Here is a 25,562-nt window from a genome sequence, read left to right as displayed (position 1 = left end):
TACGCGGCCGGGGCTTCAGGGGAGTTCGGGGATGAACGGGAAGTAGTCCTCCGCGGCCTCCGAGGGGAGGACCGCGTAACTGGCCTCGGGGAGTTCGTTCCACACGCCGGGGAGGTCGCCGAGGGGCTCGGAGACCACCAGCCGCGTCGCGTCGGAGACCTCCCGCAGGAACGGCAGCTCCGGGTGGAGGTGCCGGACCGTTTCGGCCTTGCTGCTGTAGAAGAGCGAACGGGACTTGCCCGCGCTGGAGTAGCGGAAGGCCCAGACCCGCTCGCCGTCGCTGACCGCGACCGTCATCTGCATGGGGTCGGGGACGCCGTGCTCCTTGCCGAGGCGCTCCACCAGACCCGTCATCCGGGCGACCGCGCCCGGGGGGTCCTGGTCGAGGCCGTAGGTGACGGCCAGGTAGAACATGACCTCGGAGTCGGTCGAGCCTTCGATGCAGGGGAACAGGGCGGGGTCCACGGCCATGCACAGATCGCGCTGCAGGCGGTGGAAGTCCGTGATCGCGCCGTTGTGCATCCACAGCCAGCGGCCGTGCCGGAACGGATGGCAGTTCGTCTGCTGAATGGCCGAACCGGTGGAGGCGCGGACATGGGCGAAGAACAGCGTCGAGCGCACGTGGGCGGCCAGTTCCCGCAGGTTGCGGTTGTTCCAGGCCGGTCCGATGTCCCGGAAGATCGCCGGAGTGCCGCCGCCGTCGGCGCTGTACCAACCGATGCCGAAGCCGTCGCCGTTCGTCGACTCGACGCCCATCTTGGCGTGGAGGCTCTGGTCGATCAGCGAGTGTTCCGGCTGGTAGAGCACCGCGTCGAGCAACATCGGCGAACCGGAGTAGGCGAGCCAGCGACACATCCGCATCATCCCTCTCCTGGGCCTCGTACGAGCCTATCGCGGCCGAGCTTCCCATGCCTCGCATCTTGACGCGTATGCCCTTCATGTGCTTACGCCGTACGGTTCGGCCAGCTTCTCGGAGCGGGCGGTCCCTCGCCCGCGCGTGCGCTCCGCCGGTTCCGGAAGGTCAGGCCCGCTCTGCGGCGGCCGGAGCCCTGGTGCCGAATTCGGCCAGGGCGGTGCAGGACGGAGGGGTTGGCCGTTTCGCGTCCTTCCCACCGCGGATTCCCTGTGGTGACATGTGCATGCCCAAATTCGAACCGGTTCCGGTTCCGTTTCCGGATTCGGCTCCCTTCCGGTCCCCGGTTCTTCCGGATCGGCGACCGGACCGATGAATGGAGAAACAAAGATGTTGCTCCGCAGATGCACCGTCGGCGCGGCGGTCGCGGCGTTATGCGCCCTGGCCGTTCCCGCACAGGCCGACACCCCGTCCACGCCGCCCGGCAGAATCACCGTCGAGGTGGTCGGTGTGAACGGTTCGGGATGCCCGCAGGGGACAGCGGGGGTCACCACCGCCTCCGACAACACCTCGTTCAGCGTCACGTACAGCAACTACCTGGCCCAGGCGGGCGCCGGCTCGGGCGGCACCGAGTTCCGCAAGAACTGCCAGCTCGCCCTCCAGGTCCACGTACCGCAGGGGTTCACGTACGCCATCGCCCGCGCCGACTACCGCGGCTTCGCGCACCTCCAGCGCGGGGCCTACGGCCAGCAGCGCGCGAACTACTACTTCCAGGGCATGCCGCAGACGGCCCGCACGAACCACCAGTTCGGCGGCCCGTACTCCGACAACTGGCAGGCGAGCGACCAGACCGACTACCAGGACCTGGTCTTCGCGCCCTGTGGCGAGGAGCGCAACCTGAACGTCAACAGCGAACTGCGGGTGTACGCGGGGACCTCGAACCCGCAGGCCCTGAGCTTCATGAGCATGGACTCGACGGACGGCAGCGTGAGCACGGTCTACCACTTCGAGTGGAAGGAATGCCCGGCGGCGGCCTGACGCGGCGCGAGCGCAGGAAACACCGATCGATGATCAGGAGTGACAACGATGTCTCATTCCCTGTCTCGTACCCTGCTCACCGGTGGCGCGGCGGCCGTGCTGATCGCCACGGCGGCGACCTCCGCCGGGGCGGCCGGCCACACCCCGCAGATCACCGCTCCGCCCGACAAGATCGTGATCGAACTCGCCACCGTGAACGGATCCGGCTGCCGCGAGGGCACCGCCGAGGTGGCCGTAGCGCCCGACAACACCGCCTTCACCGTCACCTACAGTGACTACCTCGCACAGGTCGGACCCGGCGCGCCGCCCACGGCATTCCGCAAGAACTGCCAGCTCAACCTCCGCGTCCACGTTCCCTCGGGATTCACCTACGCGATCGTCCAGGCGGATTACCGCGGATTCGCATTCCTCCAGCCCGGTGCGTGGGGTCAGGAGCGGGCGAACTACTACTTCCAGGGAATGCCGCAGACGACCCAGCGCACGCATCAGTTCAACGGGCCGCACAACGACAACTGGCAGGCGAGCGACAAGACCGAATACGCAGATCTGGTCTGGGCCCCGTGCGGAGAAAAACGCAACTTCAACATCAATACGGAACTGCGGGTGAATGCGGGCACGTCCAATCCGCAGACCGCGACGAGTTTCATGGCCATGGACTCCACGGACGCGAGCGTGAGCACGCTCTACCACCTCGCCTGGCAGGTCTGCCCCGGGCCGAAGTAGCCCGCGCCCCCACCGCCTGACGCCCCGCGCCGTACCCGGCGGCTCCGCCGGGTACGGCGCCGCGCCGCTCAGGTCAGCGGGCGCAGCCGGGACGCGGTGTGGCGGGCCACCGCCGGGAGGGCGGCGGCCGGGACGGGGGCGTCGGAACCGAGGGCGCTGCCCGCCTGCCAGGCCCGCCAGTCCAGGTTCCAGTCGCCGAAGCCGTTCTCGAAGGGGGCCATCGGCTCGCCCTCGCTGTTGACCACCTGCACGATGTCCCCCTCCCGTACGGTCTGGAAGAACCAGGCGGCCTCCGCCGTGCTCATGCCCGTACAGCCATGGCTCACGTTCTCCTCGCCCTGCGAGGCGACCGACCAGGGGGCGGCGTGCACGTACTCGCCGCTCCAGGTCACCCGCGTCGCGTAGAAGACCGGCAGGTCGTAGAACTCGCTCGTGCCGCGCTTGATACCGACGGAGTCCCCGCGCATCCGGACCTGGTACTCCTTGCCCAGCACGACCTTGATGCCACTGCGGGTCCGGAACCCCGCCTTGCCGGTGGTGACCGGGATCGTCCGGATGACCTTGCCGTTGCGCCGTACGGTCATCTCGTGCGACTCGGCGTCGGTGATCGCCTCGATCCGGTCCCCGACGGTGAACCCGGTGGAGTCGGAGGGGCCGCCGTAGTCGTGGTCGCCGACCTCGACCCCGTCGAGACCGCTGGTCACGTGCACCTCGGCGTGCGCCGGCCAGTACGTCCGCGGCCGGTAGTGCAGCGTCGACTCGTCCACCCAGTGCCAGCCGCCCTCGACGGCCGGCTCCGAGGTGACCTGGAGCGCCCGCTCCACCCGGGCCCGGGCGGTCCGGTCGGAGGCGGGAACCGGCCGGCTCAGGGCGGCCGTCACGATCTGCCCCGCGCCGTACGTGCCGGGCCGCGGCCCGAACTCCACGGTGAGCCGGCCCTCGTCCGGGGGAGAGGAGGTCCGGAAGGCCATGGTGACGCCCACCGGGGTCCCCGCCGCGTCCTGGGCGCCCACCCGCACGGTGTAGAGCTCGCCGGCCCGCAGCGGCTCGGTGTTGGTCCAGTGGCGGCTCCTGGGGGCGAGTTCGCCGCCCACGTAGCGCCCGTGCCCGTCGTGGACGGTGACATCGGTGAGCCGGCCCGCCTCCGCGAGTGCGATCTCGAGCGGACCGCCGGAGTTGGTGGGGAGGACGACCGTACGGGCCGCCCCGGCGCCCTCGCGCGACGCGGGGCCCCGCAGGACCGACCCGGCCCCCCGGGAGGTGGCCCGCACCCGCTGCTGCCGCCAGCCGGTGCACAGGCCGTCCCGGAAGGCCTCCAGCGCGCACCGGGCGGCGATGCCGCCGTCGCCCACGTCCAGGGCCCGGCCGACCAGGAGGGTCACCGCGGCGTCGGGGGCGCCGGCCGGCCGGCCGGCGGCGTCCTGCCCGGGCGCCCGGCCCGCCGCGACGACGAGGGCGGCGCCGGTGACGGCGGCCACCACGCTCCACGTCCTGCTCCCCGGCGCCCCGAGGGCCCGTCGTACCCGTCGTTCCTTTTGTGCCCGGTGCGTCGATGACATCGCCACGCAGCCTTCCCAGCTCGCCCACGGCCCGTTGGGAGCATCAAAACGATTGCGCGGCTAAATGATGATCATGCGCTCGGGTGGTGCGACCGAACGGGCACGCAAGAGAACTCGGACGGAGCAACGCTGGCGGCCGGGCGGGCACTTGCGGGTGCCGCCGGCGCGTGACCGGGGCGCGTTCAGGGCAGCGGGCGGACCCGGACCACGCGGGCCGGGTCCTGGCCGCCGCCCGAGGCGAGGACGCGGACCTCTTCCTGGTCGCTGATCTCCGCGCGGACGATGCCGGTCGCGTCCGCGTAGACGGGGTGGCCGCCCGGTCCGGCCTGGCCGGTGGCCGTCACCACGACGACGTCCTCGCTCGTGTCCGGGCCCTCGGAAAACACCAGCTCGTAGCGCTCGGAACTCATCCGCGCCCTCCTCTGCCGGGCGAAAGGGGCCTTTCCCACCTTCCATGATGCGCGCAGCGGTCGGTGCGCGCCGCCCGCGCGCCACGGAGCGCGGCTTACGCGAGGACGACGGCGTACCGGCCGCGCGCCGAGGTGGCGTCCGGCAGCGTCCACTCAGCCGTGACGTGGCCCAGAGGCCGGTCGGCGGTGTCCTCCCCGGCCGGTGCGGGCCGCAGGATCCGACGGATGCTGAGGGTCGGCCTTCCGGACGGGGTCCGCACGAGCACGTCGGTCGCCTCCGGTCCGGCGGACACGCCGAGGATCGTGACCGGGCCCGGCCCGCCGGCCCCCGCGTACCAGCCCGTGACGGACGGGTCGGGCGTATCGCTCTCGCTCTGGGCCTGCGGCTCCGCCTCCCCGCGCACGAGTGCGTACAACCGCTCGACCAGGACGGGGTCGTGGGCCCCGTCGTAGATCCACCGGCGCCCCAGCACACCGTGCTCGGAGGTGCCGATGAGGGCGTGTTCCGCCCCGTCCAGCGCCGCGCCGCGGTACGTGAGGGGCACGTGGTAGGTGACCGGCCGGTCTCCCGCACCGTCGCGGACCGCCATGAACTCGATCCCGACCTCGCCCTGCGGGTCGTCGAGCCGGAAGCCCCCGGCCCTGGCCGGCTGCGGGGCGCGCCCCGCGCCGGGGTCCTGGTACCAGGGCTGGGTGGGAAGCCAGGAAGCGAGCAGCTCCAGCTTGCCCGGGGTCATCGTGGTCCGGTGGACGACGGCCATGGTGCGGCACCTCTCTCGGTCGACTGACGATCATCCTGCCACCGGCGTCGCGCCGCCCCGGGTTGCGTCCGCCTTACGAGCCGCCGACATCCGAGCCAAGCGCCGTCCACGGCCGGTGAACAGGTAGGAAACTCAAGCCAGTTGGCGTTGACGGTGTCAGCTCTACGCGCGTCATCATGGGCGCATGAGAATCCCCCCACGCTTCCTGACCCTCGTCGGAGCCGCGGCCGTCGCCGGCGCCCTCCTCACCGGACCGGCCGCTTCGGCGGCTCCCGTTCCCGCCTCCGCCTCCGCTCCCGTCTCCGTCGTGGCCGCCGCGACGGCCTCGGTCGGCAGGGTCTGCTACTCGGCACTGCCGTCGCAGGCGCACGACACCCTCGACCTCATCGACCAGGGAGGCCCGTTCCCCTACTCCCAGGACGGCGTCGTCTTCCAGAACCGCGAGCGGCTGCTGCCCATCCACGGCAGCGGCTACTACCACGAGTACACCGTCATCACCCCGGGCTCGCCGACGCGCGGGGCGCGCCGGATCATCACCGGTCAGCAGTGGGAGGAGGACTACTACACCTCCGACCATTACGCCTCGTTCCGCAAGGTCGACTTCGGCTGCTGATCGGTCCGTTCGAACACCGCCCGGCGGCTCCCGGCCCGTGCGAGGCCACGGGCCGGGGGTTCCGCCGGGACGGGTGGGACGGTACAACTTCCCCTGGGATCAAGGGGGATGTCGATGGGTGAAGGGCGCAGGGACCGGACCGGCGCGATCGGAGCCTGGCTGTTCGGCGCCGCGGGCCCCGTCGAGCCGCGGACGATTGCCGGGGCCCTCGGTCTCGCCGAGGAAGCCCCCGGCCTCCAGCGTCTGAGGGAGGCGGAGCCGCTGCAGCTGGACCGGGTCGAACGCCTCCACGCGGCCGCGCAGCGCGCCTTCGAGCGGCGAACGGGCGAGGCCGTGTGCCGCGCTCTGGAGGCGGCCGTGCGCGCGGGCATCCGCGAGGCCTCGGCAGGCCCCGCCGGGCGTCCGCCCGGAGCGGGAACCGGAGCAGGAACCGGAGCGGGGACGGCGGCGGGAACCGGAACGGGCCGCCTCCGGGCCGAGGCCGACGGAGCCGCCCAGCGGCTCGCGGCCGACGCGGCACTCGCGGGCGGGCGCGGACTCAACACGGGCCTCGCCTTCGGCATCGTCCTCAGCCCCGTGGTGCTCGTACTGGCCCTGTTCGCCGGCCGGTTCCTGCCGCCGCTGTTCCACGGCGCCATCGGCTGCCCCGAGGAGCTGGTCCTGATGGACTCCCTGGTCTGCTTCGCGGGCGGGGCGATGGGGGCGGTCTTCAGCGTGATCATCCGGCTGCGCGACGCCTACCAGCTGATCCGGCCGGCCCCCGGCGGTTCGGAGCCCGCCGACGTCCCGGCGGATCCGGTGCAGCTCGCCCGGATGATGCGTCAGGAGGGCTGGTACCGGGTGGTGGTCGGCTGGTTCCTGGCCAGCTCACTCTTCCTGCTCATCAACGGTGGCATCCTCACCGTGCTCACCCCGCCGGCCGCCCCCGAGGACATGTGCGGGCCGGTCCCGCTCTCCGCTGCCGGCCACCAGGCCCTGATCAAGGCCTGGTTCTTCTGGGGCGGCATCGGCTTCCTCGCCGGCCTGAACGAGCGCTGGGCCTACGGTCTGGTGCGCCGTGGCGGTGAGCCCCGGCCGGCCGATCCACCCGCCGCGTGACCCGGGTCCGGGCCGGGGTCCGGGTCCCGCGGCAGGCGGGCCGCGGCGGGCTGCGTCACTCGAACCGCGTGGTGTCGCCCGCCCCGCGCCGGACGATCTCGGCCTCGCCGCCGGAGAAGTCGATGACGGTGGTCGGCTCGGTCCCGCACTCGCCCGAGTCGACCACGATGTCCACCAGGTAGTCGAGCCGCTCCTTGATCTCCCAGCCCTGCGTCAGCGGCTCCGGCTCGTCGGGCAGCAGCAGGGTGCTGGACAGCAGCGGCTCGCCCAGCTCGGCGAGCAGGGCCTGCGTCACCGCGTGGTCGGGGATGCGCACACCGACCGTCTTCTTCTTGGGGTGCAGCAGCTGGCGCGGCACTTCCTTCGTGGCGGGGAGGATGAAGGTGTAACTGCCGGGCGTGGACGCCTTGATCGCGCGGAACACGTCGTTGTCGATCTGCACGAGCTGGCCCAGCTGGGCGAAGTCCTGGCACACCAGGGTGAAGTGGTGACGGTCGTCGAGGTTGCGGATGGACCGGATCCGGGCGAGGCCGTCACGGTTGCCGAGCTGGCAGCCCAGCGCGTAGCAGGAGTCCGTCGGGTACGCGACGAGCGCGCCGGAGCGGATGCTGTCAGCGACACTGCCGATGGTGCGCTGCTGGGGGTTCTCGGGGTGCACGTCGAAGTACTTGGCCATTGGCCGAGCCTACGCGATCAGGCCATCCCCGGCTCGCCGGGCGCCTGACGACCAGCCCTGCCGCCTGAGGCGTTCGAAGCCGTCCAGGAGCAGGTCGAGCGCGAACTCGAACTCGAACTGGTCGTCACAGCCGCCGCCCACGACGGAGTCCCCGTCGTGCGCCGCGGCCATCGCCAGCTCCGCGACATGGGGGTAGGCCGCGGCGGCCTCCGCGGGCATGGCCGCCGGCGCCGCGGGGTCCGGGTCCGGGGCGGCGTCGAACACCTCCTGGGTGAAGCCGAGGACGCGGCCGCCGAGCGCGTGCATCGCGTGGTGGGTGAGGTCGACGGAGAGGCCCCCGGCGCGGAGCATGCCGATCACCGAGTCCAGGTACGCGAGCACCGCCGGGGTCGGGCCGCTGCGCGAGCGGATCACCTGGGCCGCCCAGGGGTGGCCGAGCAGGGCCGCGCGCGCCGAGAGGATCCGCCGGCGGACCGCGCCCTGCCAGTCGGATCCGCGGGCCGGGGGATCGATCTCGCTCACGACGGCCTCCACCATGCCGTCCAGGAGCTGTTCCTTGTTGGCGACGTGCTTGTAGAGCGCCATCGGCACGACGCCCAGCTCCTGCGCGAGCCGGCGCATGCTCAGCGCCTCGATCCCGATGCCGTCGGCCAGCTCCACGGCGGCGCTCAGCACCCGGTCCCTGCTCAGCGGCGCCCGGGGCGCCGCCTCCGGTCGGGGGGTCATCTCGATCGGCTCCCTCGTCGTGGTGGTCCGGCTTGACGAGTGTACGGCGTACACCTACCGTATCGCTCAGGTGTACGCCGTACACCTCCGAAGAGGGAGTGGTTCCGCATGGGCTCGACCAGAAAGACCGCGGTCGTCACAGGGGTGTTGTTCCTCGTCACCGAGGTCGCCGCGATCGGCGGGCTCGTGCTGTACGGCCCCGTGCTGCACGACGCCGGCTACGTCCTCGGCCCCGGCGCCGACCCGCGGGTGTTCCTCGGGGCGCTGTGCGAGTTCGTCCTCGCGCTGGCCGTCATCGGCACGGGGGTCGCCCTGTACCCGGTCGTCAGGCGGCAGAACGAGGGCGCCGCGCTCGGCTACGTCTGCGGACGGCTGCTGGAAGCCGCCGTCATCGTCGTGGGCATCATCAGCGTGCTGTCGGTGGTGACGCTGCGCCGGGAATCCGCGGGAGCGCCGGGCGGCGAAGCCGCCTCGCTGGTCACGGCCGCCGACACCCTCGTGGCGATCCACGACTGGACCTTCCTCCTCGGGCCCAACTTCGTCCTCGGCGCGAACACCCTCGTGCTGGCCTGCCTGATGTACCGCTCACGGCTGGTCCCGCGGCCCCTCGCCGTGCTGGGGCTCATCGGAGGCACACTGATCTGCGCCTCGGCGACCGCCGTCCTGTTCGGCCTGTACGAGCAGGTCTCGGCGGCCGGGACGCTCGCCGCGCTCCCGGTGTTCGCCTGGGAGGTGGGCCTGGCGATCCGGCTGCTCGCCAAGGGGTTCACGGGAGCCCGGGACCCGCGGGCCGAGGCCCCTGGGAGCGAGGGGCCGAGGGCCGGGGGCGCGGCGGCCGAGGGGTCGGGCGAGCCCGCTCAGCTCCCGAACACCTGCGAGAAGTGGGCGGACAGCCCCGAGACGGTCGGCGGGCACAGCCTGGCGCCGAGGTAGCCGTCCGGCCGGACCACGAAGGCCGCCGGTTCCCGCACCCCGTACATCCGGGCGAACTCGCCCCGGCCGTCCCGGTACACGGGCAGCTGCGCCCCCCGGTCGGCCGCCGCCCCGGGCTCGGCCTCGGCGAGGATCGCGCACACCCCGACCCGGCCCGTCGCGAAGCCCCGGACCGCGGAGGTGAGATCGGCGAGGCCGTCCAGCGCCGGGCCGGGCCCGTACAGCAGCAGCATGTGCTCGCGGCCGCGCAGCAGGTCGTACAGGCGGACCGGATACGCCGCGATGTGCCCGGAGAGCCCGCCGCAGTCCGGCGCCCGGTCCCCGGGCCGCGGCCCGGGACCGTCCGGGTCCGCCGGCTCCGCCGCCTGTACGAGGGGGCTGCCGCGGTAGCCGACCAGCAGCTGGGCCTGGCGCATCATCAGCGTGTCCGCGTCCTCCGGATCGGCCTGGACGCCCTCGGCGGCCTGCCGGACCGTACGGCCCACGACCTCCGCGCCCACCGGCCGGCGCTCGGCGTCGTAGCTCGCGAGCAGCCCGGGAGCCCCGGCGCCCCGCACGGCGAGCGCCAGCTTCCAGGCCAGGTTCCAGGCGTCCTGGATCCCGGTGTTCATGCCCTGCGCCCCGGTCGGCGGGTGGATGTGCGCCGCGTCCCCGGCCACGAAGACGCGCCCCTCCCCGTACCGGTCCACCAGCCGGTGGCTGATCCGGAACACCGACGACCAGCGCATGGCCGACGCCGTCGTGGGTTGCGGGGACAGCCGGTCCAGCACGGCCTGGACGTGCCCGAGTTCGGGGGCCCGGCCGCCCTCCAGGCCGTGCAGCACCGCGTCACCGCCCGAAGGGGGAGCGGCGGAGAGTTCGGGCGGCACCGTCATCGACACCCGGTAGCGGCGCTCGCCCGGCAACGGGATGCACACCAGCACGTCGTCGACGGCGCCCCGGGCGTCGTGGTGCATCGCCCGCACCCCGTACGCGTACGGCAGGTCCCAGTCGACCTCCACGTCGGCGAGCATGTACTCCTCGGGGAAGGCGCCTCCCTCGAAGGTCAGCCCGAGCCCCTTGCGGACGACGCTGTGCGCGCCGTCGCAGCCCACCAGGAACCGGGTGCGCACTTCCTCGTCCCCGGCGGGAGTCGTGAGCCGGCTGGTCACCCCGTCGGCGTCCTGGACGAAGGAGACCAGCTCGGTGCCCCGCTCGATGCGCGTCCCGAACCCCTCCAGGAACTCCTCGATGATCCGCTCGGTCTCGTACTGGGGCAGCGCCGCGAAGCGGTACGGCACCTCGGGGGGCAGCACCAGGTCCAGCCGGGGCTGCTCCACGCCGTTCACGTACGTCAGCTGCCCGCGCATCGGGACGGCCGCCTCCAGCGCGGCCCGGACGAAGCCCATGCGGTCCCAGATCTCCAGGGTCCGCGGTTGGATCCCCACCGCCTTGGCGTACGGCAGCCGCGCCGGGAGCCGGTCGACGATCCGGCAGGAGATCCCGCGCCGCCGCAGCTCGGCGGCGGCCGTCAGGCCGACCGGGCCGGCGCCCGCCACCAGGACGTCCGCGGCCGATCCATCGCTGTGCACCATCGGCGCCTCCCGGGCGGGCTCCCCGTGGGTACGGACCTCCCCCCCCATGGTGGCCCGCACGCCCGCTCCCGGCGATCGGGCCGGTGACACCCCCCAGGGGGTGTCTCGCCGATCAGGGCCGGGGGCACCGGCCGGCCGGCGGGCCGGTCGGTACCCCCGGCGGACCTCAGTCGCCGATGTCGCGGCGGCGGAGGTCGTCCAGGGTTTCGCGGCGTACGAGGAGCCGGGCCGCGCCGTGGGCCACGGCGACGACCGGGGGACGCCCGACCATGTTGTAGCCGGAGGCCATCGACAGCTGGTAGGCGCCCGCCACGGGTACGGCCAGGAGATCACCGGGGTGGACGTCGCCGGGGAGCTCGACGTCGGCGGCGAGGATGTCCCCCGCCTCGCAGTGCCGGCCGACGACCGTGGCCGTACAGGACGCGGCGGTGGAGCGGCGGCCGATCAGGCGGGGCGCGTACCGCACCCCGTACAGCGCCGGCCGGGGGTTGTCGCTCATTCCGCCGTCCACGGCCACGAACACCCGGTCCCCGGTGCGCTTCACCGCGAGCACCCGGTACAGGGCCACGCCCGCCGGACCGGCGATCGCCCTGCCCGGCTCGACGGCGAGCCGGGGCACCGGCAGCCCCGCCCCGGCACAGCTCTCCACGAGCTCGGCGCGCAGCCGGCCGGCCAGGGCCGTGAGGTCGAGCGCGGGTTCACCCGGGCGGTACGCGATGCCGTGGCCGCCGCCCATGTCGAGCTCGGGGAGCGTGACGCCGTGCGCGTCGCGGATGCGCGCCATCAGGCCGACCACACGGCGCACCGCCGTCAGGTACGGCTTCACGTCGGTGATCTGGGAGCCGATGTGGCAGTGCAGGCCCACGAGTTCGAGCTGTGGCTGGCCGAGCAGGCGGGTGACGGCGTGCTGCGCGGAGCCGTCCGTGAGGGACAGTCCGAACTTCTGGCCGTCGGTGCCGGTACGGATCTTCTCGTGGCCGCCGGCCGAGATGCCGGGGACGACGCGGACCAGGACCTTCTGGTGCCCGCCCGGGCCGACGGCCGCGGCGAGGCGGGCGATCTCGGACGGACTGTCGATGACGATCCGGCCCACGCCGAGCCGCAGGGCGGTCTCGATGTCGCGGGGCGACTTGGCGTTCCCGTGCAGGAGGATCCGGTCCGGCGGGAATCCGGCGGTGACGGCGAGTTCGAGTTCGCCCGCCGAGCAGACGTCGAGTCCGAGGCCCTCCTCGGCGACCCAGTGGACCATGGCGCGGGAGAGGAAGGCCTTGGCGGCGTAGAGCACTTCGGCGTCCGGGAAGGCGTCGCGGTAGGTGCGGCAGCGGGCTCGTACCTCGCCCTCGTCCAGCACGTACGCCGGGGTGTCGAAGCGGTCGGCGATCTCGGTCAGCGGGACCCCGCCGACTGCCAGGCCCCCGTGCGGCAGCCGGGTCGTCGAGGCGGGCCAGACGGACAGCTCGTCCGCGGAGTCCGAGGCGATCTCGGACACGGTGACGGTGGTCATGAAACTCCCCCCTCAGGCGGCCTGGGCCGGGAGCCGGCCCGGTCGGTGCGGAGCCGCAGCCGCGGCGGGAGAGGCCGGAGCGGCCGCCGGGGCCGACAGCGTCGGGTCGACGGTGATCAGATCCGCGCCGAGCGGTGCGCACAGCTCCCGCAGCAAGGACTCCGACAGCCGGATGCAGCCCTGGCCCTCACCGAGGGTGGCGGCCAGCAGGTCCGTGCGCGTGAAGCCGACGGCCGTACGGGCGCCCAGCGGGGTGCGGAACAGGCGGATCACCGCCTCCGCTCCCCTTCCCGGCCGGACGGGCACGTACAGGAGTCCGGCCGGGACCCGTTCCTCGGGCTCGGGATCGTCTTCGTACCGGAACAGACACATGGGGCCCTCCCTGAGGAACCGCAAGAGGCGACTGGTGGCGCCCCGAGTGCGGGGAGGCAGTGCGGGGCGCGACTGCGAAGCTATCCCCGAACGCGGCCTCTCCGCTCCGGTCCCTGACGCCACCTTGACGGGAAACGGCCCACTCCATACACGCCGCTGACGCGCTCCCGGCTCAGGCATCAGGGGCGCGTCAGGATTCCGCCCCGGCCGCCGTCAGCCCGCCGTCAGTCCGCCACCGCCCTTCCGTCAGCCCGTACGGCCCACGTGGTGGGCCAGCGCGGCGTGCGGATCCTCGTGGTCGGCGGTGTGGTCGATGTGCACGGTGGCGGCGGTCAGCCGGGGGACGGCGTGGATCAGGGCGTGTTCGGCCTCCACGGCCAGGGCGTGCGCCTGCACCACCGTCAGGTGCGCGTCGACGACGATGTCCGCTTCGGCCCGCAGCGCGTGCCCGATCCACCGCATGCGGACCTGTCCGGTGGCCCGTACGCCGGGCACGCCGAGCAACGCGCCGTGCGCGGTGTCGACCAGGGCCGGATCGACCGAGTCCATGAGCCGTCGGCAGACCTCGCGCGCGGCGTCGCGCACCACCACGAGGATCGCCGCGGTGATGAGCAGGCCGACGACCGGGTCGGCGCTCTCCCAGCCGATCGCGGCGCCGCCCGCGCCGAGGAGGACGGCGAGCGAGGTGAAGCCGTCCGTACGGGCGTGCAGTCCGTCGGCGACGAGCGCCGCGGAGCCGATCCTGCGGCCGGTGCGGATCCGCTGCCGGGCCACCCACTCGTTGCCGAGGAAGCCGACCACCGCGGCGCCCGCGACCGCCCAGAGCTGGCTGATCTCGCGGGGGTGCAGCAGCCGGTCGACGGCCTGGTACGCGGCGAGGGCGCAGGAGGCCGCGATGGTCAGCACGACCACGATGCCGGCCAGATCCTCGGCGCGGCCGTAGCCGTAGGTGTAGCGGCGGTCGGCCGCGCGCCGCCCGAGGACGAATGCGATGCCGAGGGGGACGGCCGTCAGCGCGTCGGCGGCGTTGTGGACCGTGTCGCCGAGCAGGGCCACCGACCCGGAAAGGGCGACGACGCCGGCCTGGACCGCCGTGGTGAGACCGAGGACGCCCAGCGACTGCCACAGCGTGCGCATGCCCTGCCGGGAGGTCTCCATCGCCGGGTCGACCTTGGCGGCCGGTTCGTGACCGTGCGGGGTGAGGGCGTGCGCCACACGGCCGAGCCGGTGCGGAAGCCGGCGTCGCGGCCGCGCCCGGAACGGTCCGTCGTGGTGCTCGTGGTGGTGGCTCACAGCGTGCTCGCTTTCGACGAGGACGGCGGGGAAGGGTGGGCGCGAGCGTCCATCCGCCTATTATGTGCGTATGAGCGCACGCATGCACCTATCACCTGCGCAGGGTTCGCACCCGCAAGAACCGGGCCCGCGGGCCTTCGAGGCGGCGGCCGGGATCCTGGGCCTGCTGGCCGACCGGACCCGCCTCGCTCTCCTGCACGCCCTGGCCTCGGAGGAAGCCGATGTCGCCACCCTGGTCGCGGCGGTGGGAGCCGCCCGGCCGGCCGTCAGCCAGCACCTCGCCCGGCTGCGGATGTCGGGGCTGGTGACCACCCGCAAGGAGGGCCGCCGCGTGGTCTACGCCCTGACCGACGACCACCTGAGGCGCCTCGTCGCCGAGGCGCTCGCCGCGGCCGGGCCCGATCGCCCCGGTCAGGGCAGGGTGTGACACTGGGCGGGTGTCCGGAGGAGGCCGGGTCCTGGCCGGTGCGGTCACCGTCGTGGCGGCTCTCGCGCTCGCCGCGGGCGGCGGTCCCGCCGCGAGCAGGGGCACGGCCACGCCGGCGGCCACTCCTGCGGCGGCCGTCTCCCCGGGAGGCATCGCCGGGGATCCCTCCCGCCCGGTGCCCGTGGGCGGCGGGCGGGACATCCGGCTGGACTGCCGGGGAACGGGCTCCCCGACCGTCGTGCTCGTCTCCGGGACGGGCGGGGCCGGGGACGAGTGGACCCATGTCGTGGACCCCGCCACCCCCGCGGCCGGCCTGAAACCCAGTACGGCGGCCGTGCTTCCGACGGTCGCCTCGTTCACGCGGGTGTGCGCCTACGACCGCCCCGGGACCACGCGGACCGATGGAAAGCCGACCTCCTCGACCCCGGTCCCCCAGCCCACCACGGCGCGGGCGGGGGTGCGGGACCTGCGGGCGGTGCTGTCCGCCGCCGGCGAGCACGGGCCGTTCGTGCTGGTCGGCGCCTCCTGGGGGGCGATGATCGCCGAGCTCTTCGCACGCACCGACTTCCCCCACGTGTCCGGCCTCGTCACCGTCGACGGCGCGTCACCGTACCTGCGCGACACCCTGACACCGGCCCAGTGGTCGGACTGGATGCACAAGATCGAGGCGATGGACCGGGGGAAGGGCCTCGAAGTGCCCGACTACGAGGCCTCCGTGGCGGAGTTCCGCGGCGCGCCCCCGATGCCGCACCCCCTGCCCGCCGCCGTGCTGACCTCCGACAAACCGTGGGACCTCGCGGTCGGCGACGGCGGATCGACCTGGCCGGCCTGGCTCGCCGCCCAGGACGACCTCGCCCGCGAGCTCCACGCCCGGCACATCACCGACACCGACAGCGGCCACGGCATAGCGGTCGAGCGGCCCCGGCTGGTCGCGGACGCGGTGCGCGAGGTGGTGGACGAGGCACGGAAGCAGTGAGGAGCACGGGGGCCCGGTTCGCGGGCGGAGCCGGGCCCCCGCCGTCAGCGCGGGCGTACGGCCGTGTCCAGCTGCTCGGCGGACCGGGTCAGGCCTGCCGCCGCCGTCGCGCAGCGTTCGGCCAGGGCTTCGACCCGCCGGCGGAAGGCCTCGGCCTGCGGACCCTTCCAGTCCGGCGCGGCGGCTCCGGCCCGCAACCGTTCCGCTTGCCGCAGCAGCGCCGCGGAGTGCGCCCGCAGCCCCTCCGCGGGCTCGTGCCGGGCCACCTGCCCCCTGCGCGGCGCGGGAACGGCCGTCACAGCGCCCGCCACGGGGCGAAGGCATTGGTCACACCGTCGAGGGCCGGGGCCAGTTCGGGGTGGTGGCGCAGCAGGACGGAGACCATGCCGCCCCGGTCGACCCACTCCAGGCCCTCCGCCGTGTACACCTCCGGCCGGTAGTCGGTGGTGAAGAAGCGGTCGCTCTTCAGCCGCCGGCTCGCCATCAGGATGAAGATCCGGAACAGCGAGTCGCTGAAGCCGAACCCGGCCGGCCGCGGCTCGGCGAGATTGCCGACCAGCGTGTCCACCCGGTCGAGGCGCCCCTCGTACAGCTCCTTGAGCAGCGGCGTGTCGCCCGGGTGCCCGCCGGTCAGCTCTTCGAAGGAGGTGACCGGGCGCTTGCGCAGCATCTGCCGGTACGCGTTGTAGCGGGGGACCCCGCGCTCGCGGTCGCGCAGCACGTCGACCGTGCCCAGGTCGATGTGCTCGCCGGTGAGCCGGGCCAGATTGCGCAGCGCGTCGGGGTGGTTGTGCAGCACGAGGGCCCCGGGGTGGGCCGTGCCGAAGCTGTAGAAGAGGTCGCTCATGCCGTACGCGTCGACCGCCGTACGGGTGGCCCTGCCCTGCATGTCCTCGAAGCCGATGGTCGCGCGGACGCCGCCCGCGCGGTGGTCCCGTACGGCCAGCTCGTCGGGGATCAGCGGGTGCAGCCGGTACGCGGAGACGAACTCCTCCGTCATCGAGAACGGGGCCGCGTGGTGGTCCGTCGGGGAGCCGGGGATCCCGCTGAGCATCTCGCCCCTGCCGACGCGCCCGTACGTCCGGCTGACCCAGCGCGGCAGCACCCCGTACCAGTTGGTGTCCATCGCGCGGCGCAGCACCGGCGTGTCGAGGATGCCCGGCGTCCACTCCACCGTGTGGATCTTCGCCATCAGCGCGGTGTTCACCAGCCGCGCGGTGTGGAAGAGCCGTTCGTCGTCCCAGGTCGGGTAGTGGGCGCGCAGGTAGTCGCAGATCGCGTTGTGCTCCTTGGCGAAGAGCGTGTGCAGCAGCGACAGACCGGCCCAGTAGTCGCTGTTCATGCCCGTCCAGTCCAGGCAGGACTTCCCGGGCCGCGGGTCGGCGGGCAGCCGCCCGTCCTCGACGATCAGCCGCCCGTGCTCCCCCGTGCGCAGAGCCCGGCAGCGGGCCTCGTCGGAGCCGTAGATCTGCGAGCCGTCCCACCAGTGCGTGACGGTGTTCTCGTACGTGGGCGGCACATCGGCCGAGGTGTGCGCGACCGGATCGGGGCGGGTGCGGTTCACGCGCATCGGGCAGCTGCCGCCCTGCTCGGCCCAGTCGTCGTCCTCGGCGAGCGGGACGGTGAACGGTTCGGCCTCCTCGTTGTCGCCGTGGTTGGCCCAGCCGTGGTTCTCGAACTGGATCCAGGCCGCGGCCAGCAGGTTGAGGGTGGGCGCGGGCACGAACCCCTTGCGGGCCAGCAGCTGCCTGCTGATCTCGCGCGGGCTCGGCGACATCAGCTCCTCGTCGGAGTCCGGGAAGACCAGGTGCAGCGGTGCGTTGCGGTCGAGCCGGGTGCCGACCCGGCCCATGTCCTCGTCGTACGGGTCGTAGCCCGAGCCGTCGTACGAGCGGAAGGGCGCGAGCGCGGGGGTGGGACGTCGGCGGCGCTCCCCGCCCGCGCCGTAGGTGTCGTACAGGTTCTTGCGGCGCAGGTCGTCGCGGAGCACCCGGAGGTTCAGCAGTCCCAGGGGGAGCGGCAGTTCGTGCCATTCGCGCGTGCGGTTGACGCGGGCGAAGGCGGCCGAGCCGAGGCGTTCCAGGAGCCCCGGCGGGTCGTACGAGGGTGCCTGGCCGGGGCGGGCGGCCTGCGCGGGGACGGCCTGGGCCGCCGGGGGCCCCTGGGTCGGGGCGGCGCTCGGCTCGGTGGACGTGGACGTGGAGGTGGAGGTGGTGTCGGTCACGGCGTTCCTCAGCGGTCGGCGGAACAGGGGGAAGGGGCGGGAGAGCGGCGGCCCGCGGTCAGCGGTCGTACAGACGGGAGAAGCGGGCTGCGGTCACCCGGCCCCGGAAGGGCGCGAGGGCGGCGTCCACGCGTGCGCTCGCCTCGGGAACCTCGTGTTCGAGGTGGTGCGCGTACCGCTCAGCGGCGTGGCACAACGGGAAGGCGTGCGTGTCGTCGGTCGAGGTGAACTCGGTGAACTGCTCGGGCAGCGCGTACGCGGAGACCGAGGAGCGGCCCTCCAGGCTGGGCACCACGTCGTGCTCGTTGACCAGCGAGTACACCCGTGTCCGCGGATCGGCCGGGCGTTTGCCGTCGATGGGGGAGCCGATCGCGACGACGTGCGTGACCTGGTGGATCCCGCAGAAGTCCCGGTCGGCGGCCAGGTTCATGGCGGTGATCCCGCCCAGGCTGTGGCCCACCAGGGCCAGTTCGCAGCCCGAGGGGACCAGCCGGCGCAGCGCCTTGGAGACGGCCCTGGAGTACGGGGTGGCCGGTCGTGCTACGGCGTGCACGGCGCCCAGCAGGTCCTGGGGGTTCTTGTCGCTGACTCCGGACATGCCGGCGAGGTGGACCACGTACCGCTGGACCCCGTCGGGTCCCTCGACCTGCTGGACCAGCAGCGTCCGGTCGGTGCCCACGGCGCCGATGTTGCGGACGTACCCGGCGATGGTGCCGGAGGTGTCCAGGCGCTCGGCGAGCGCGGGGGAGGGGACGAGCGGTTCGGCCCGGCCCGGTCCGCGGTCGAGGAAGGCCCGGCCCCGGGCGCTGACGCCGAGGACCGGCTCGGCGCCGGTCAGGGTGCGGCCGGTGGCGATCTCCCGGCCCGCGCCGTCGTTGAGCGGGTTCTCGTCGGTGTAGGCGTTCCAGGCCAGGATGTCGGCGAACACGGGGGCCAGCAGGGCGAAGGTCGGCTCGGCGCCCTCGGCGCCCTCGGCGCCCTCGGCGGCGAGGATCGAGCGGAAGACGCGGACCGCCTCCCGCTGCCGGTCCTCCTGGACGGCCCGGAGCACGCGCGCCGTGTCCGGGTCCGCGAGCAGCTCGGGGTGGGTCGCGGCGGCGGCCCGGATGCGGGCCTTCGGACCCGTCACCGCCAGGGTGACCGTGAGGCTCTCCCGGCCGGTGAACACCCCGGCGAGCCGGCCGGCCCGGGCCAGGCAGCGGCCGCGCGGGGCCCGGTCCAGCCCCTCGGGGTCGGTGATCGTCCGCAGCACGTTGCGCCGGGCGCCGCCGCCGGCGCGCGGGAGCCGGGTGCCGAGGGCCAGTTCGGAGGCGTGGCGGGAGGCGTCCCCCACGGTTTCGGCGGCTTCCGCGAGGACACGGCACAGGTGGTGCAGGGAACCGATCTCCGGTTCGTACCCGGCGACGGCGGTGGTGGCATCGGTCATGCAGGCGCACTCCGGGGCGTGGTGGGGTACGGGTGGCGAGCCGGACGTGCGGCGCGGGCCCGGCAACCGGCCGGGCCCGCGCCGCGGCTCGTGCTCAGCGCGGGGCGAGGGTGAGACGGATGCCGGCCGAGGCGAGGAGGCCGGGCAGCGGACGGCAGGGGTCCACCGCGGGCCTGCCGCCGGTGACGCGGTGGCCCCGAAGCACCGCCGCGGTCAGCAACGAGGCCGTCAGCACGCCCAGGTGCTCGCCCGGGCAGCGCCCGCCGCCGTGGCTGAACGGCGCCATCCGGATGTCCTGCGCCGCCCCGGGCCGCAGCCACCGGGCGGGCACGAACTGGTGTGCAGCAGGGACGTGTTCGGGATCCCGCTGGTGGAACAGGGCGGGCACGAGCACCGCCGTCCCGGCCGGATAGTGGACCCCGCTCCACTCGGTCTCGGCGCGGGTGACCCGCAGGAGGTCCGGTACGACCGGGAACAGCCGCAGGGTCTCCTCCACACAGGCCCGCAGCCTGGGCAGTTCCGCGCCCCCGCCGTCCACCTCGGCCCGCAGGGCCTCCTGCTCGGCCGGATGCGCGGCGAGCAGCAGGAGCGTACGGGCCACGATCGGGCCGACGGCGTCGAGGGCGAGCAGCCAGTGGTGGGCCTGACCCACCGCGTCCAGCGCGGCGGCGTCCGGCCCCTGGGCAGCCGGGTGGTTGCGGGCGAGCGCGGTCAGAGTGTGCGGCTCCGCGCGGGCGGCGTACTCCTCGACACGGGCGGCGGCCTTCCGGTAGAGCGCCTCGGCGGCCGCGGCGCGCCGCCTGCGCATCCGCATCCAGTTCGACTCCTCGCGGATGGCGAGCAGCCACCGGGCGAGCTCCTCGTCGCCCGCGGCCGCGTCACCGAGGACCATGCGGCGCACGATCCGGGCCACCGTACGGCGCAGCAGAGGGAAGTCCAGCTCGGAGCCCTGGATCAGGGCGGGGGCCTCCTGCGCGATCACCGCCCGGAACTCCTCGCACGAGGGGTGTACCGGCCGGTCGGCCGCGAGCACCTCGTCGTTGACGCGCCGGCGCTCCTCGCGGGTGTCGCCGTGGGAGCAGATGACGCCCGTGGGCTCCAGAAGCGACAGCGCCTTGTACTTGTCTGGCGCGTCCATGGCGAGGGTGCGCACCGGCAGTTCGTAGAACCGCCGGACGTCGGCTTGGTCCAAAAGAACCAGCATCGGCCCGGACAGGCCGCGCACCTCCACGGGTGCCCCGCCGTGCCGGGCGCGCATGGCGCGCAGCGTCGCCGCCGACCAGCCCTGCTGGCCGAGGGCCGCCTGCGCCGCCACCACCCGGGGCCGCAGGTGGAAGGCCCCGCGGACGAAGGCGGGCAGCGTGTGGGTGGCGGCGAAGCGGACGGTCTCGGCGCGCCCGGCCCGGGCGGGCCGCGGTACGGGCAGGGAGGCGGAGCCCGTGTCCGCGGTCCGGTCCGGGATCCCGGTGGTCCCCGCGGCCTCGGTGGTGCTCTCGTCGGCGGCCCCGGAGCGGGCCGTGGCCTCGGTCACGCCTCCACGACCTTGCCGGGGTTGAGCAGGTTCTTCGGGTCGAAGAGGCGCTTGAGCCCGCGCTGGAGCTCCAGGCTCACCGGGTCGAGCTCGCGGGTCAGCCACTCGCGCTTGAGGGTGCCGATGCCGTGCTCGCCGGTGCTGGTGCCGCCGAGGGCCAGGCCCGCGGCCATGATGTCGTCGTAGGCGGTCTGGGCGCGGCGGAACTCGTCCGCGTCCGATTCGTCGAAGACGACGGTCGGGTGCAGGTTGCCGTCCCCCGCGTGGCCCAGGGTGAAGATCCGCAGCCGGTTCCGTACGGCGATCTCCTCGATCGTGCCCATGAACTTGGCCAGTTCGGAGCGGGGTACGGCCACGTCCTCGATGAAGGCGGTCGGCCGGCCGCCGAGGGTCGCGGCGAACGCGCCCAGGGCCGGGGTGACCAGCCGCCGCGCCTCGATGACCTGCCGGGACTCCTCGGAGCCGGAGGCGGTCACCACGTTCCGGGACCCCGCCTCCTTGCACAGGAGGGCCATCGACGCGAGGTCGCGGGCGGGTTCGGCCGTGTCGCTCTCGATGATGAGCGTGGCCGCGGCCCCCGGGGTCATCATCGGGTGCCCGTGGTCGGCGACGGCCTGGGAGGTGGCCCGGTCGAGGAGTTCGAGGGCGGACGGGACGTGGCCGGCCGCGGTGATCGCGGCGACGGCGTCCCCGGCCGCCGTCAGGGTCGGGAACTGCGCGAGCATGGCCAGCGCGGGCGGCCGTACGGGGCACAGCCCGAGCGTGGCGCCGACGATGACGGCCAGGGTGCCCTCGGAGCCGACGAGCAGCCGGGTCAGGTCGTACCCGGCCACCCCCTTCGCCGTGTCCCGGCCGGTGCGCATCCGGCGGCCGTCGGCGAGGACGAGGTCCAGGCCGCGGACGTAGTCGGCGGTGACCCCGTACTTGACGCAGCAGATGCCGCCCGCGCCGGTGGCGATGTTCCCGCCGATGGTGCAGTGCTCCCAGGAGGCCGGGTCGGGCGGGTAGGAGAGACCGTGCTCGGCGACGGCGTCGTTCAGCCGCTTGGTGACCACGCCGGGCTCGCAGCGCACGAGGCGGTTGGCGGGGTCGATCTCCAGGATGCGGTCCATCCGGGCGGTGCTCAGGACGACGCAGCCGTCGATCGCGTTCGCGGCGCCCGCCAGCCCGGTGCGGGCCCCCTGCGGGACGACGGGGACGCCGAGTTCGTACGTGGTGCGCATGATGTGCCGGACCTGCTCGGCGGTGCGTGGGAAGGCGACGACGGCAGGGGTGCCGGCCTCGGAGAACGGCGCCGCGTCCCGGGAGTGCGCGGCGAGGGTCTCCGGGTCGGTGTGCAGGACGTCGGCGTGGTCGGTGAGGAGGGTGCGCAGGCGCGACAGGAGAGGGGTGTCGGGGGACATGAGGGCCTTCTGACGGTGGTGGGGGAGGCTGGTGTCCGGGCGGCGCGGGGGCCGGACTTCAGAGGGAGGGGAGCTCGGTGGTCACGGGCACGTCGATGAGTACCGGCCCGTCCTGCTGGGCCGCCGCGTCCCGTACGAGCTTGGTGAGTTCGCCCGCGCCCTGGGCCCGGTGGGTGCGCACCCCGTAGCCGTCGGCGACGGCCGTGACGTCGAGACCGGGGATGTCGAGGCCGGGGGCGCCCTGGGCGTGCTCCAGCTGCGCGAACCAGTGGAGGATCGCGTACTTGGCGTTGCTGAGGACGACGAAGGTGACCGGGACCTTGTACGCGGCCGCGGTCCACAGGGCCTGGACGGCGTAGTGGATGGAGCCGTCGCCGATCACGCAGACCACGGGCCGGTGGGGCGCGCCGAGCTGCGCGCCGACGGCCGCGGCGGCCCCGAAGCCGAGTCCGCCGCCCGCGGAGAACAGGTAGGAGTCCGGGGTGCCGATGCGGGTGGCCTCGTGGAACTGCGGCACGTTGGACGGCGATTCGTTGACCCAGAGGGTGTTCTCCGGGGCGCCCTGCGCGATGGCCGTCAGGGCGGCGAGCGGAGTGAGGGTCCCGTCGGCCGCCTCGGGGAAGCGCACCTGCTCGTGCGGCGCGGGGACGGGAGCGCCGGCGGCCGGGAGCCGCTCCACGAGGGCCCGTACGGTCAGGGCCAGGTCCGCGACGACCGCGTCCCCGACGGGGGCCCGGGCGGCCTCCTCGGCGTCCCGGGTCAGGAGCACGAGCTCGGTGCCCTCGGGCAGGTGGGCCCCGGGGATGTAGGGGTAGTAGCGGAACACGGGCGCGCCGATCACGACGACCAGGTCGTGTCCTTCGAGCTGCCGGCCGAGCGGCCCGATCGCCGGGGCCAGGTCCCCGCGGAACTGCGGGTGGCTGCGCGGGAAGGACACGCGGGCGGAGACGGGCGCGGCCCAGACGGGCAGTCCGGTGCGCTCGGCGAGTGCGAGGACGGCGTCCCAGGCGCCGGAGGCGTCGACGTCGTCACCGACGACCAGGACGGCGGAGCGGGCGCGGGAGATCCGGTCGGCGAGCCCCGCGACCGTGGCGGCGTCGGGCGCGGCGGCGTGCGTGATCCGGCGGGCGGCGGCCGCCTGGCCGGCCCGGTCCTCCTGCTCGGTGAGCTCCGCGTCGAAGTCGTCCATCGGCAGGGAGAGGAACACCGGCCCGTGGGGCGGGGTTTCGGCGATCTGCACGGCGCGGGCCAGCGCCGCGGGGGCGTCGGCGGGGCGCGGGGGCTCGTACGCCCACTTGACGGCGGGCTGGGGGAGCAGTGTGGCCTGCGGGTTGGAGAGCAGGGCCTCCATGGTGAGCATGGCGCGTACCTGCTGACCCGCGGTGACCACCATCGGGGTGCGGTTCGCGCGGGCGTTCAGGATGGCGCCCATCGCGTTGCCCGTGCCGGGCCCGGTGTGCAGGTTGACCAGGGAGGTGGTTCTGGAGGCGAGGGCGAAACCGTCGGCCATGCCGACGACGACGGCCTCCTGGAGGCCGAGCACGTAGCGGAAGTCCTCGGGGAACCGCTTGAGCATCGGGAGTTCGGTCGAGCCGGGGTTGCCGAAGACCGTGGTGATACCGCGTGCTCGTAGAACGTCCAGGATTGATTCGCGAACCGTGCGCATGCGGTGTCCTTCCGCGCAGCCGGGAGCACTGTCGGTGATCAATCCAGCACACTGAGTTGATCTTTACAAAAAGCCTCCATGGCATATCCATCTCTGCTATGCGCGCGCTGTGCACCCGCTTCCCCGGCGGCCACGCGGCCGGGCGGGGTTGACGCGGTGTCCAGGGGGTGCGTCCGATGTCCCCCCGATGGGTGGACGGGCTCGGCGCTGGCGGGCAGGGAGCTGCCGCGCCCGGGCCGGGTCCCCGGTCGTCTTGGTGACGTGGGTCGGGCGCTCGGGCGCTCGTGCGCGGGGTCGGATGCGGGGTCGGCGTCGGAGGGCGGCGGGCGCAGCCGGGCGGGCTCGCGGCGTTGGACCACGGCTCCGTACGGGTGGTGAACAACCCGTACGGGGTACCGGACATGCGGGTCCGGCCGGAAGGGGGCCCGGGGTTCAGTCGGTTCCGGGGCGGAACCGCAACGGGTGGTCGGCCGGGACCTCCACGATGGCGATGCGGACCCCGTCCGGATCGGCGATCCACATCTCGATCAGCCCCCACGGCTCCCGCAGGGGAGGCCGCAGGATCTCGGCACCCCGGGTCAGCAGCTCCTCGTACGCCGCCTGCGCGTCGGCGACTTGGAGCCACAGCCGGAGCCCGGGAGCGGGCGGGCCTTCGGCGCGTCCCGAGACCTCGAGGAAGCCGCCGCCCAGGAAGTACACCGTGCCGCGGTCCGGCCCGGTGCCGAACTCCCGGTGTACGGCGAGCCCCAGGGTGCCGCCGTAGAAGGCGCGCGAGCGCTCCGGGTCGGCGGGGGTGAGCAGGACGCGGCTGCCGAGTACGTGCACCATGGCCACGAGCGTAGGGGGCCCGGCCGGGATCCGTTCCGTCTCGGCGTCGCCGTGCCGCCGTGCCGCCGTGCTTCGGCCGATCCGGCTCTCAAGGCTGCCAGCCGGGTGCCGAGCTCCGAGTCCTGCGCGTCGTACGAATCCGGGCCGGGCGGCGGGGTCCCGTCCCGTGCGGACGCGTCTCCACGGGGCGATCGCGCTCTCCCGGGCCCGCCCCCAGGCATCCGTCGCCAGCATCCCGACAAGGACATCGCGGCCGCGGCGGTCGCGATGTCCTCCATGAGGAACCCCTCCCTCGTGGACGGGCGCTGGAGGCTCGCCGCCCTCCCGGCAGCGTTTCGCCCGCTTTCGCCGGGACGGCGGGTCAGGGGCCCGTCATGCCTGTGGCACCGCGGCGTCGAGGGCCGCGGTGAGGCGGTGGAGGCGGGTCTGGAGGTCCCGGATCTCGGCGAGCTCGAAGCCCGTCGCGGCCGCGATCCGGCGCGGCACTTCCACCGCGCGGGCGCGCAGCGCCGTACCGGCCTCGGTGAGGCCGACGTGGACCGACCGCTCGTCCTCGGTGCTGCGCTCCCGGTGGACCAGCCCGGCCACCTCGAGGCGCTTGATCAGGGGCGACAGCGTGCCCGAGTCGAGGCGGAGGTGGGTTCCGATCTCCTTGACGGGCGTGGTGCCGTGCTCCCACAGCACCAGCATGACCAGGTACTGGGGGTACGTCAGGCCGAGGTCCTTGAGGACGACGCGGTAGAGGCCGTTGAAGGCCCTGCTCGCCGAGTTCAGGGCGAAGCAGATCTGGCCGTCCAGGCGGAGGAAGTCCTCCTCGCGGAGGGTGGGGGTGGGCCGCTCGCTCATGGACACGAGTGTACCCGGGCAAGGCTTGCGGGTCATTGAGTTGTGCACAACTTAATTGTGTGCTCTACTTCTGGGTGTCAGCCGATCACCGGCTGGACGGTC

25 protein-coding genes are annotated in these 25,562 nt (G+C 73.8%); 7 read left to right on the top strand and 18 right to left on the bottom strand.

Annotated elements, in window-relative coordinates; translation table 11 throughout:
- Positions 1–15: 15 nt before the first annotated feature.
- The gene (locus tag K7B10_RS03745) at positions 16–855 is read right to left on the bottom strand and encodes a class II glutamine amidotransferase (RefSeq protein WP_229344740.1); all 840 of its coding nucleotides are present in this window, start codon (positions 853–855) and stop codon (positions 16–18) included.
- Between the two features lie 388 nt (positions 856–1,243).
- Here K7B10_RS03745 and K7B10_RS03740 point away from each other — a divergent pair, with 388 nt between their 5' ends.
- Positions 1,244–1,891, top strand: coding sequence for a DUF4360 domain-containing protein (locus K7B10_RS03740; protein WP_229334513.1), 648 nt, complete (start codon positions 1,244–1,246; stop codon positions 1,889–1,891).
- Positions 1,892–1,939: 48 nt separating this feature from the next.
- A complete protein-coding gene (locus K7B10_RS03735) occupies positions 1,940–2,614 on the top strand; it encodes a DUF4360 domain-containing protein (RefSeq protein WP_372481359.1) in 675 nt (224 codons plus the stop codon).
- Between the two features lie 68 nt (positions 2,615–2,682).
- Here K7B10_RS03735 and K7B10_RS03730 read toward each other — a convergent pair whose 3' ends face one another.
- The 3 genes from K7B10_RS03730 to K7B10_RS03720 all read right to left on the bottom strand — a co-directional run bounded on the left by K7B10_RS03730 (position 2,683) and on the right by K7B10_RS03720 (position 5,344).
- Positions 2,683–4,095: a L,D-transpeptidase gene (locus K7B10_RS03730; RefSeq protein ID WP_229334512.1), complete on the bottom strand. Its 1,413-nt coding sequence runs from the start codon at positions 4,093–4,095 to the stop codon at positions 2,683–2,685.
- Between the two features lie 260 nt (positions 4,096–4,355).
- A complete protein-coding gene (locus tag K7B10_RS03725) occupies positions 4,356–4,583 on the bottom strand; it encodes a DUF6296 family protein (RefSeq protein ID WP_229334511.1) in 228 nt (75 codons plus the stop codon).
- Between the two features lie 95 nt (positions 4,584–4,678).
- Entirely contained in the window at positions 4,679–5,344 is a 666-nt protein-coding gene (locus K7B10_RS03720; protein WP_229334510.1) for a maltokinase N-terminal cap-like domain-containing protein, read from the bottom strand.
- Between the two features lie 184 nt (positions 5,345–5,528).
- Between K7B10_RS03720 and K7B10_RS03715 the strand changes: the two genes are divergently transcribed.
- A complete protein-coding gene (locus K7B10_RS03715) occupies positions 5,529–5,957 on the top strand; it encodes a guanyl-specific ribonuclease (RefSeq protein WP_229334509.1) in 429 nt (142 codons plus the stop codon).
- A gap of 114 nt (positions 5,958–6,071) precedes the next feature.
- A complete protein-coding gene (locus tag K7B10_RS03710; RefSeq protein WP_229334508.1) occupies positions 6,072–7,055 on the top strand; it encodes a hypothetical protein in 984 nt (327 codons plus the stop codon).
- A 55-nt stretch (positions 7,056–7,110) separates the two neighbouring features.
- Here K7B10_RS03710 and K7B10_RS03705 read toward each other — a convergent pair whose 3' ends face one another.
- Together K7B10_RS03705 and K7B10_RS03700 are read right to left on the bottom strand one after the other, a co-directional pair.
- Positions 7,111–7,731 carry an L-threonylcarbamoyladenylate synthase gene (locus tag K7B10_RS03705; protein ID WP_030856676.1) on the bottom strand — a complete coding sequence of 207 codons (621 nt, stop codon included), beginning with the start codon at positions 7,729–7,731 and terminating at the stop codon, positions 7,111–7,113.
- A gap of 9 nt (positions 7,732–7,740) precedes the next feature.
- Entirely contained in the window at positions 7,741–8,457 is a 717-nt protein-coding gene (locus K7B10_RS03700) for a TetR/AcrR family transcriptional regulator C-terminal domain-containing protein (protein ID WP_229334507.1), read from the bottom strand.
- Between the two features lie 108 nt (positions 8,458–8,565).
- Between K7B10_RS03700 and K7B10_RS03695 the strand changes: the two genes are divergently transcribed.
- Positions 8,566–9,390, top strand: a complete 825-nt coding sequence (locus K7B10_RS03695) for a DUF4386 domain-containing protein (RefSeq protein WP_229334506.1) — start codon at positions 8,566–8,568, stop codon at positions 9,388–9,390.
- Here K7B10_RS03695 and K7B10_RS03690 read toward each other — a convergent pair.
- The 4 genes from K7B10_RS03690 to K7B10_RS03675 all read right to left on the bottom strand — a co-directional run bounded on the left by K7B10_RS03690 (position 9,315) and on the right by K7B10_RS03675 (position 14,133).
- Complete coding sequence (locus K7B10_RS03690; RefSeq protein ID WP_229334505.1) at positions 9,315–10,964, bottom strand: FAD-dependent monooxygenase; 1,650 nt, start codon at positions 10,962–10,964, stop codon at positions 9,315–9,317. The genes K7B10_RS03695 and K7B10_RS03690 overlap by 76 nt on opposite strands.
- Positions 10,965–11,130: 166 nt before the next feature.
- Positions 11,131–12,468 carry a diaminopimelate decarboxylase gene (gene lysA, locus K7B10_RS03685; RefSeq protein ID WP_229334504.1) on the bottom strand — a complete coding sequence of 446 codons (1,338 nt, stop codon included), beginning with the start codon at positions 12,466–12,468 and terminating at the stop codon, positions 11,131–11,133.
- Positions 12,469–12,480: 12 nt separating this feature from the next.
- Complete coding sequence (locus tag K7B10_RS03680; protein ID WP_229334503.1) at positions 12,481–12,840, bottom strand: SAV_915 family protein; 360 nt, start codon at positions 12,838–12,840, stop codon at positions 12,481–12,483.
- Between the two features lie 246 nt (positions 12,841–13,086).
- Positions 13,087–14,133, bottom strand: coding sequence for a cation diffusion facilitator family transporter (locus tag K7B10_RS03675; protein WP_229334502.1), 1,047 nt, complete (start codon positions 14,131–14,133; stop codon positions 13,087–13,089).
- Positions 14,134–14,203: 70 nt separating this feature from the next.
- Between K7B10_RS03675 and K7B10_RS03670 the strand changes: the two genes are divergently transcribed.
- Together K7B10_RS03670 and K7B10_RS03665 are read left to right on the top strand one after the other, a co-directional pair.
- The gene (locus K7B10_RS03670) at positions 14,204–14,560 is read left to right on the top strand and encodes an ArsR/SmtB family transcription factor (protein WP_229334501.1); all 357 of its coding nucleotides are present in this window, start codon (positions 14,204–14,206) and stop codon (positions 14,558–14,560) included.
- Between the two features lie 10 nt (positions 14,561–14,570).
- Positions 14,571–15,536: an alpha/beta fold hydrolase gene (locus tag K7B10_RS03665; protein WP_229334500.1), complete on the top strand. Its 966-nt coding sequence runs from the start codon at positions 14,571–14,573 to the stop codon at positions 15,534–15,536.
- A 44-nt stretch (positions 15,537–15,580) separates the two neighbouring features.
- Here K7B10_RS03665 and K7B10_RS03660 read toward each other — a convergent pair whose 3' ends face one another.
- The 8 genes from K7B10_RS03660 to K7B10_RS03625 form a co-directional block, all read right to left on the bottom strand.
- Positions 15,581–15,847, bottom strand: a complete 267-nt coding sequence (locus K7B10_RS03660) for a hypothetical protein (RefSeq protein WP_229334499.1) — start codon at positions 15,845–15,847, stop codon at positions 15,581–15,583.
- Positions 15,832–17,760: a peroxidase family protein gene (locus tag K7B10_RS03655; protein ID WP_308284490.1), complete on the bottom strand. Its 1,929-nt coding sequence runs from the start codon at positions 17,758–17,760 to the stop codon at positions 15,832–15,834. The genes K7B10_RS03660 and K7B10_RS03655 overlap by 16 nt, the downstream gene beginning before the upstream one ends.
- 58 nt (positions 17,761–17,818) lie before the next feature.
- On the bottom strand, positions 17,819–19,186 hold the full coding sequence (locus K7B10_RS03650) for a lipase family protein (protein ID WP_229334498.1): 1,368 nt from the start codon (positions 19,184–19,186) through the stop codon (positions 17,819–17,821).
- A 94-nt stretch (positions 19,187–19,280) separates the two neighbouring features.
- A complete protein-coding gene (locus K7B10_RS41175; protein WP_229334497.1) occupies positions 19,281–20,717 on the bottom strand; it encodes a cytochrome P450 in 1,437 nt (478 codons plus the stop codon).
- The gene (locus tag K7B10_RS03640; RefSeq protein ID WP_372481358.1) at positions 20,714–22,120 is read right to left on the bottom strand and encodes an FAD-binding oxidoreductase; all 1,407 of its coding nucleotides are present in this window, start codon (positions 22,118–22,120) and stop codon (positions 20,714–20,716) included. Before K7B10_RS03640 ends, K7B10_RS41175 begins: the two co-directional genes overlap by 4 nt.
- A gap of 58 nt (positions 22,121–22,178) precedes the next feature.
- A complete protein-coding gene (mdlC, locus tag K7B10_RS03635) occupies positions 22,179–23,786 on the bottom strand; it encodes a benzoylformate decarboxylase (protein ID WP_229334496.1) in 1,608 nt (535 codons plus the stop codon).
- Between the two features lie 432 nt (positions 23,787–24,218).
- Positions 24,219–24,614, bottom strand: coding sequence for a VOC family protein (locus K7B10_RS03630; RefSeq protein ID WP_229334495.1), 396 nt, complete (start codon positions 24,612–24,614; stop codon positions 24,219–24,221).
- Positions 24,615–24,986: 372 nt separating this feature from the next.
- Positions 24,987–25,460: a MarR family winged helix-turn-helix transcriptional regulator gene (locus tag K7B10_RS03625; protein ID WP_229334494.1), complete on the bottom strand. Its 474-nt coding sequence runs from the start codon at positions 25,458–25,460 to the stop codon at positions 24,987–24,989.
- Positions 25,461–25,562: the final 102 nt, after the last annotated feature.

The organism is Streptomyces flavotricini (genome assembly GCF_020639365.1).
Taxonomy (GTDB): Bacteria; Actinomycetota; Actinomycetes; order Streptomycetales; family Streptomycetaceae; genus Streptomyces; species Streptomyces flavotricini.
Note: the sequence above shows the minus strand (reverse complement) of the source record. Positions and strands in the feature narration are given on the sequence as shown.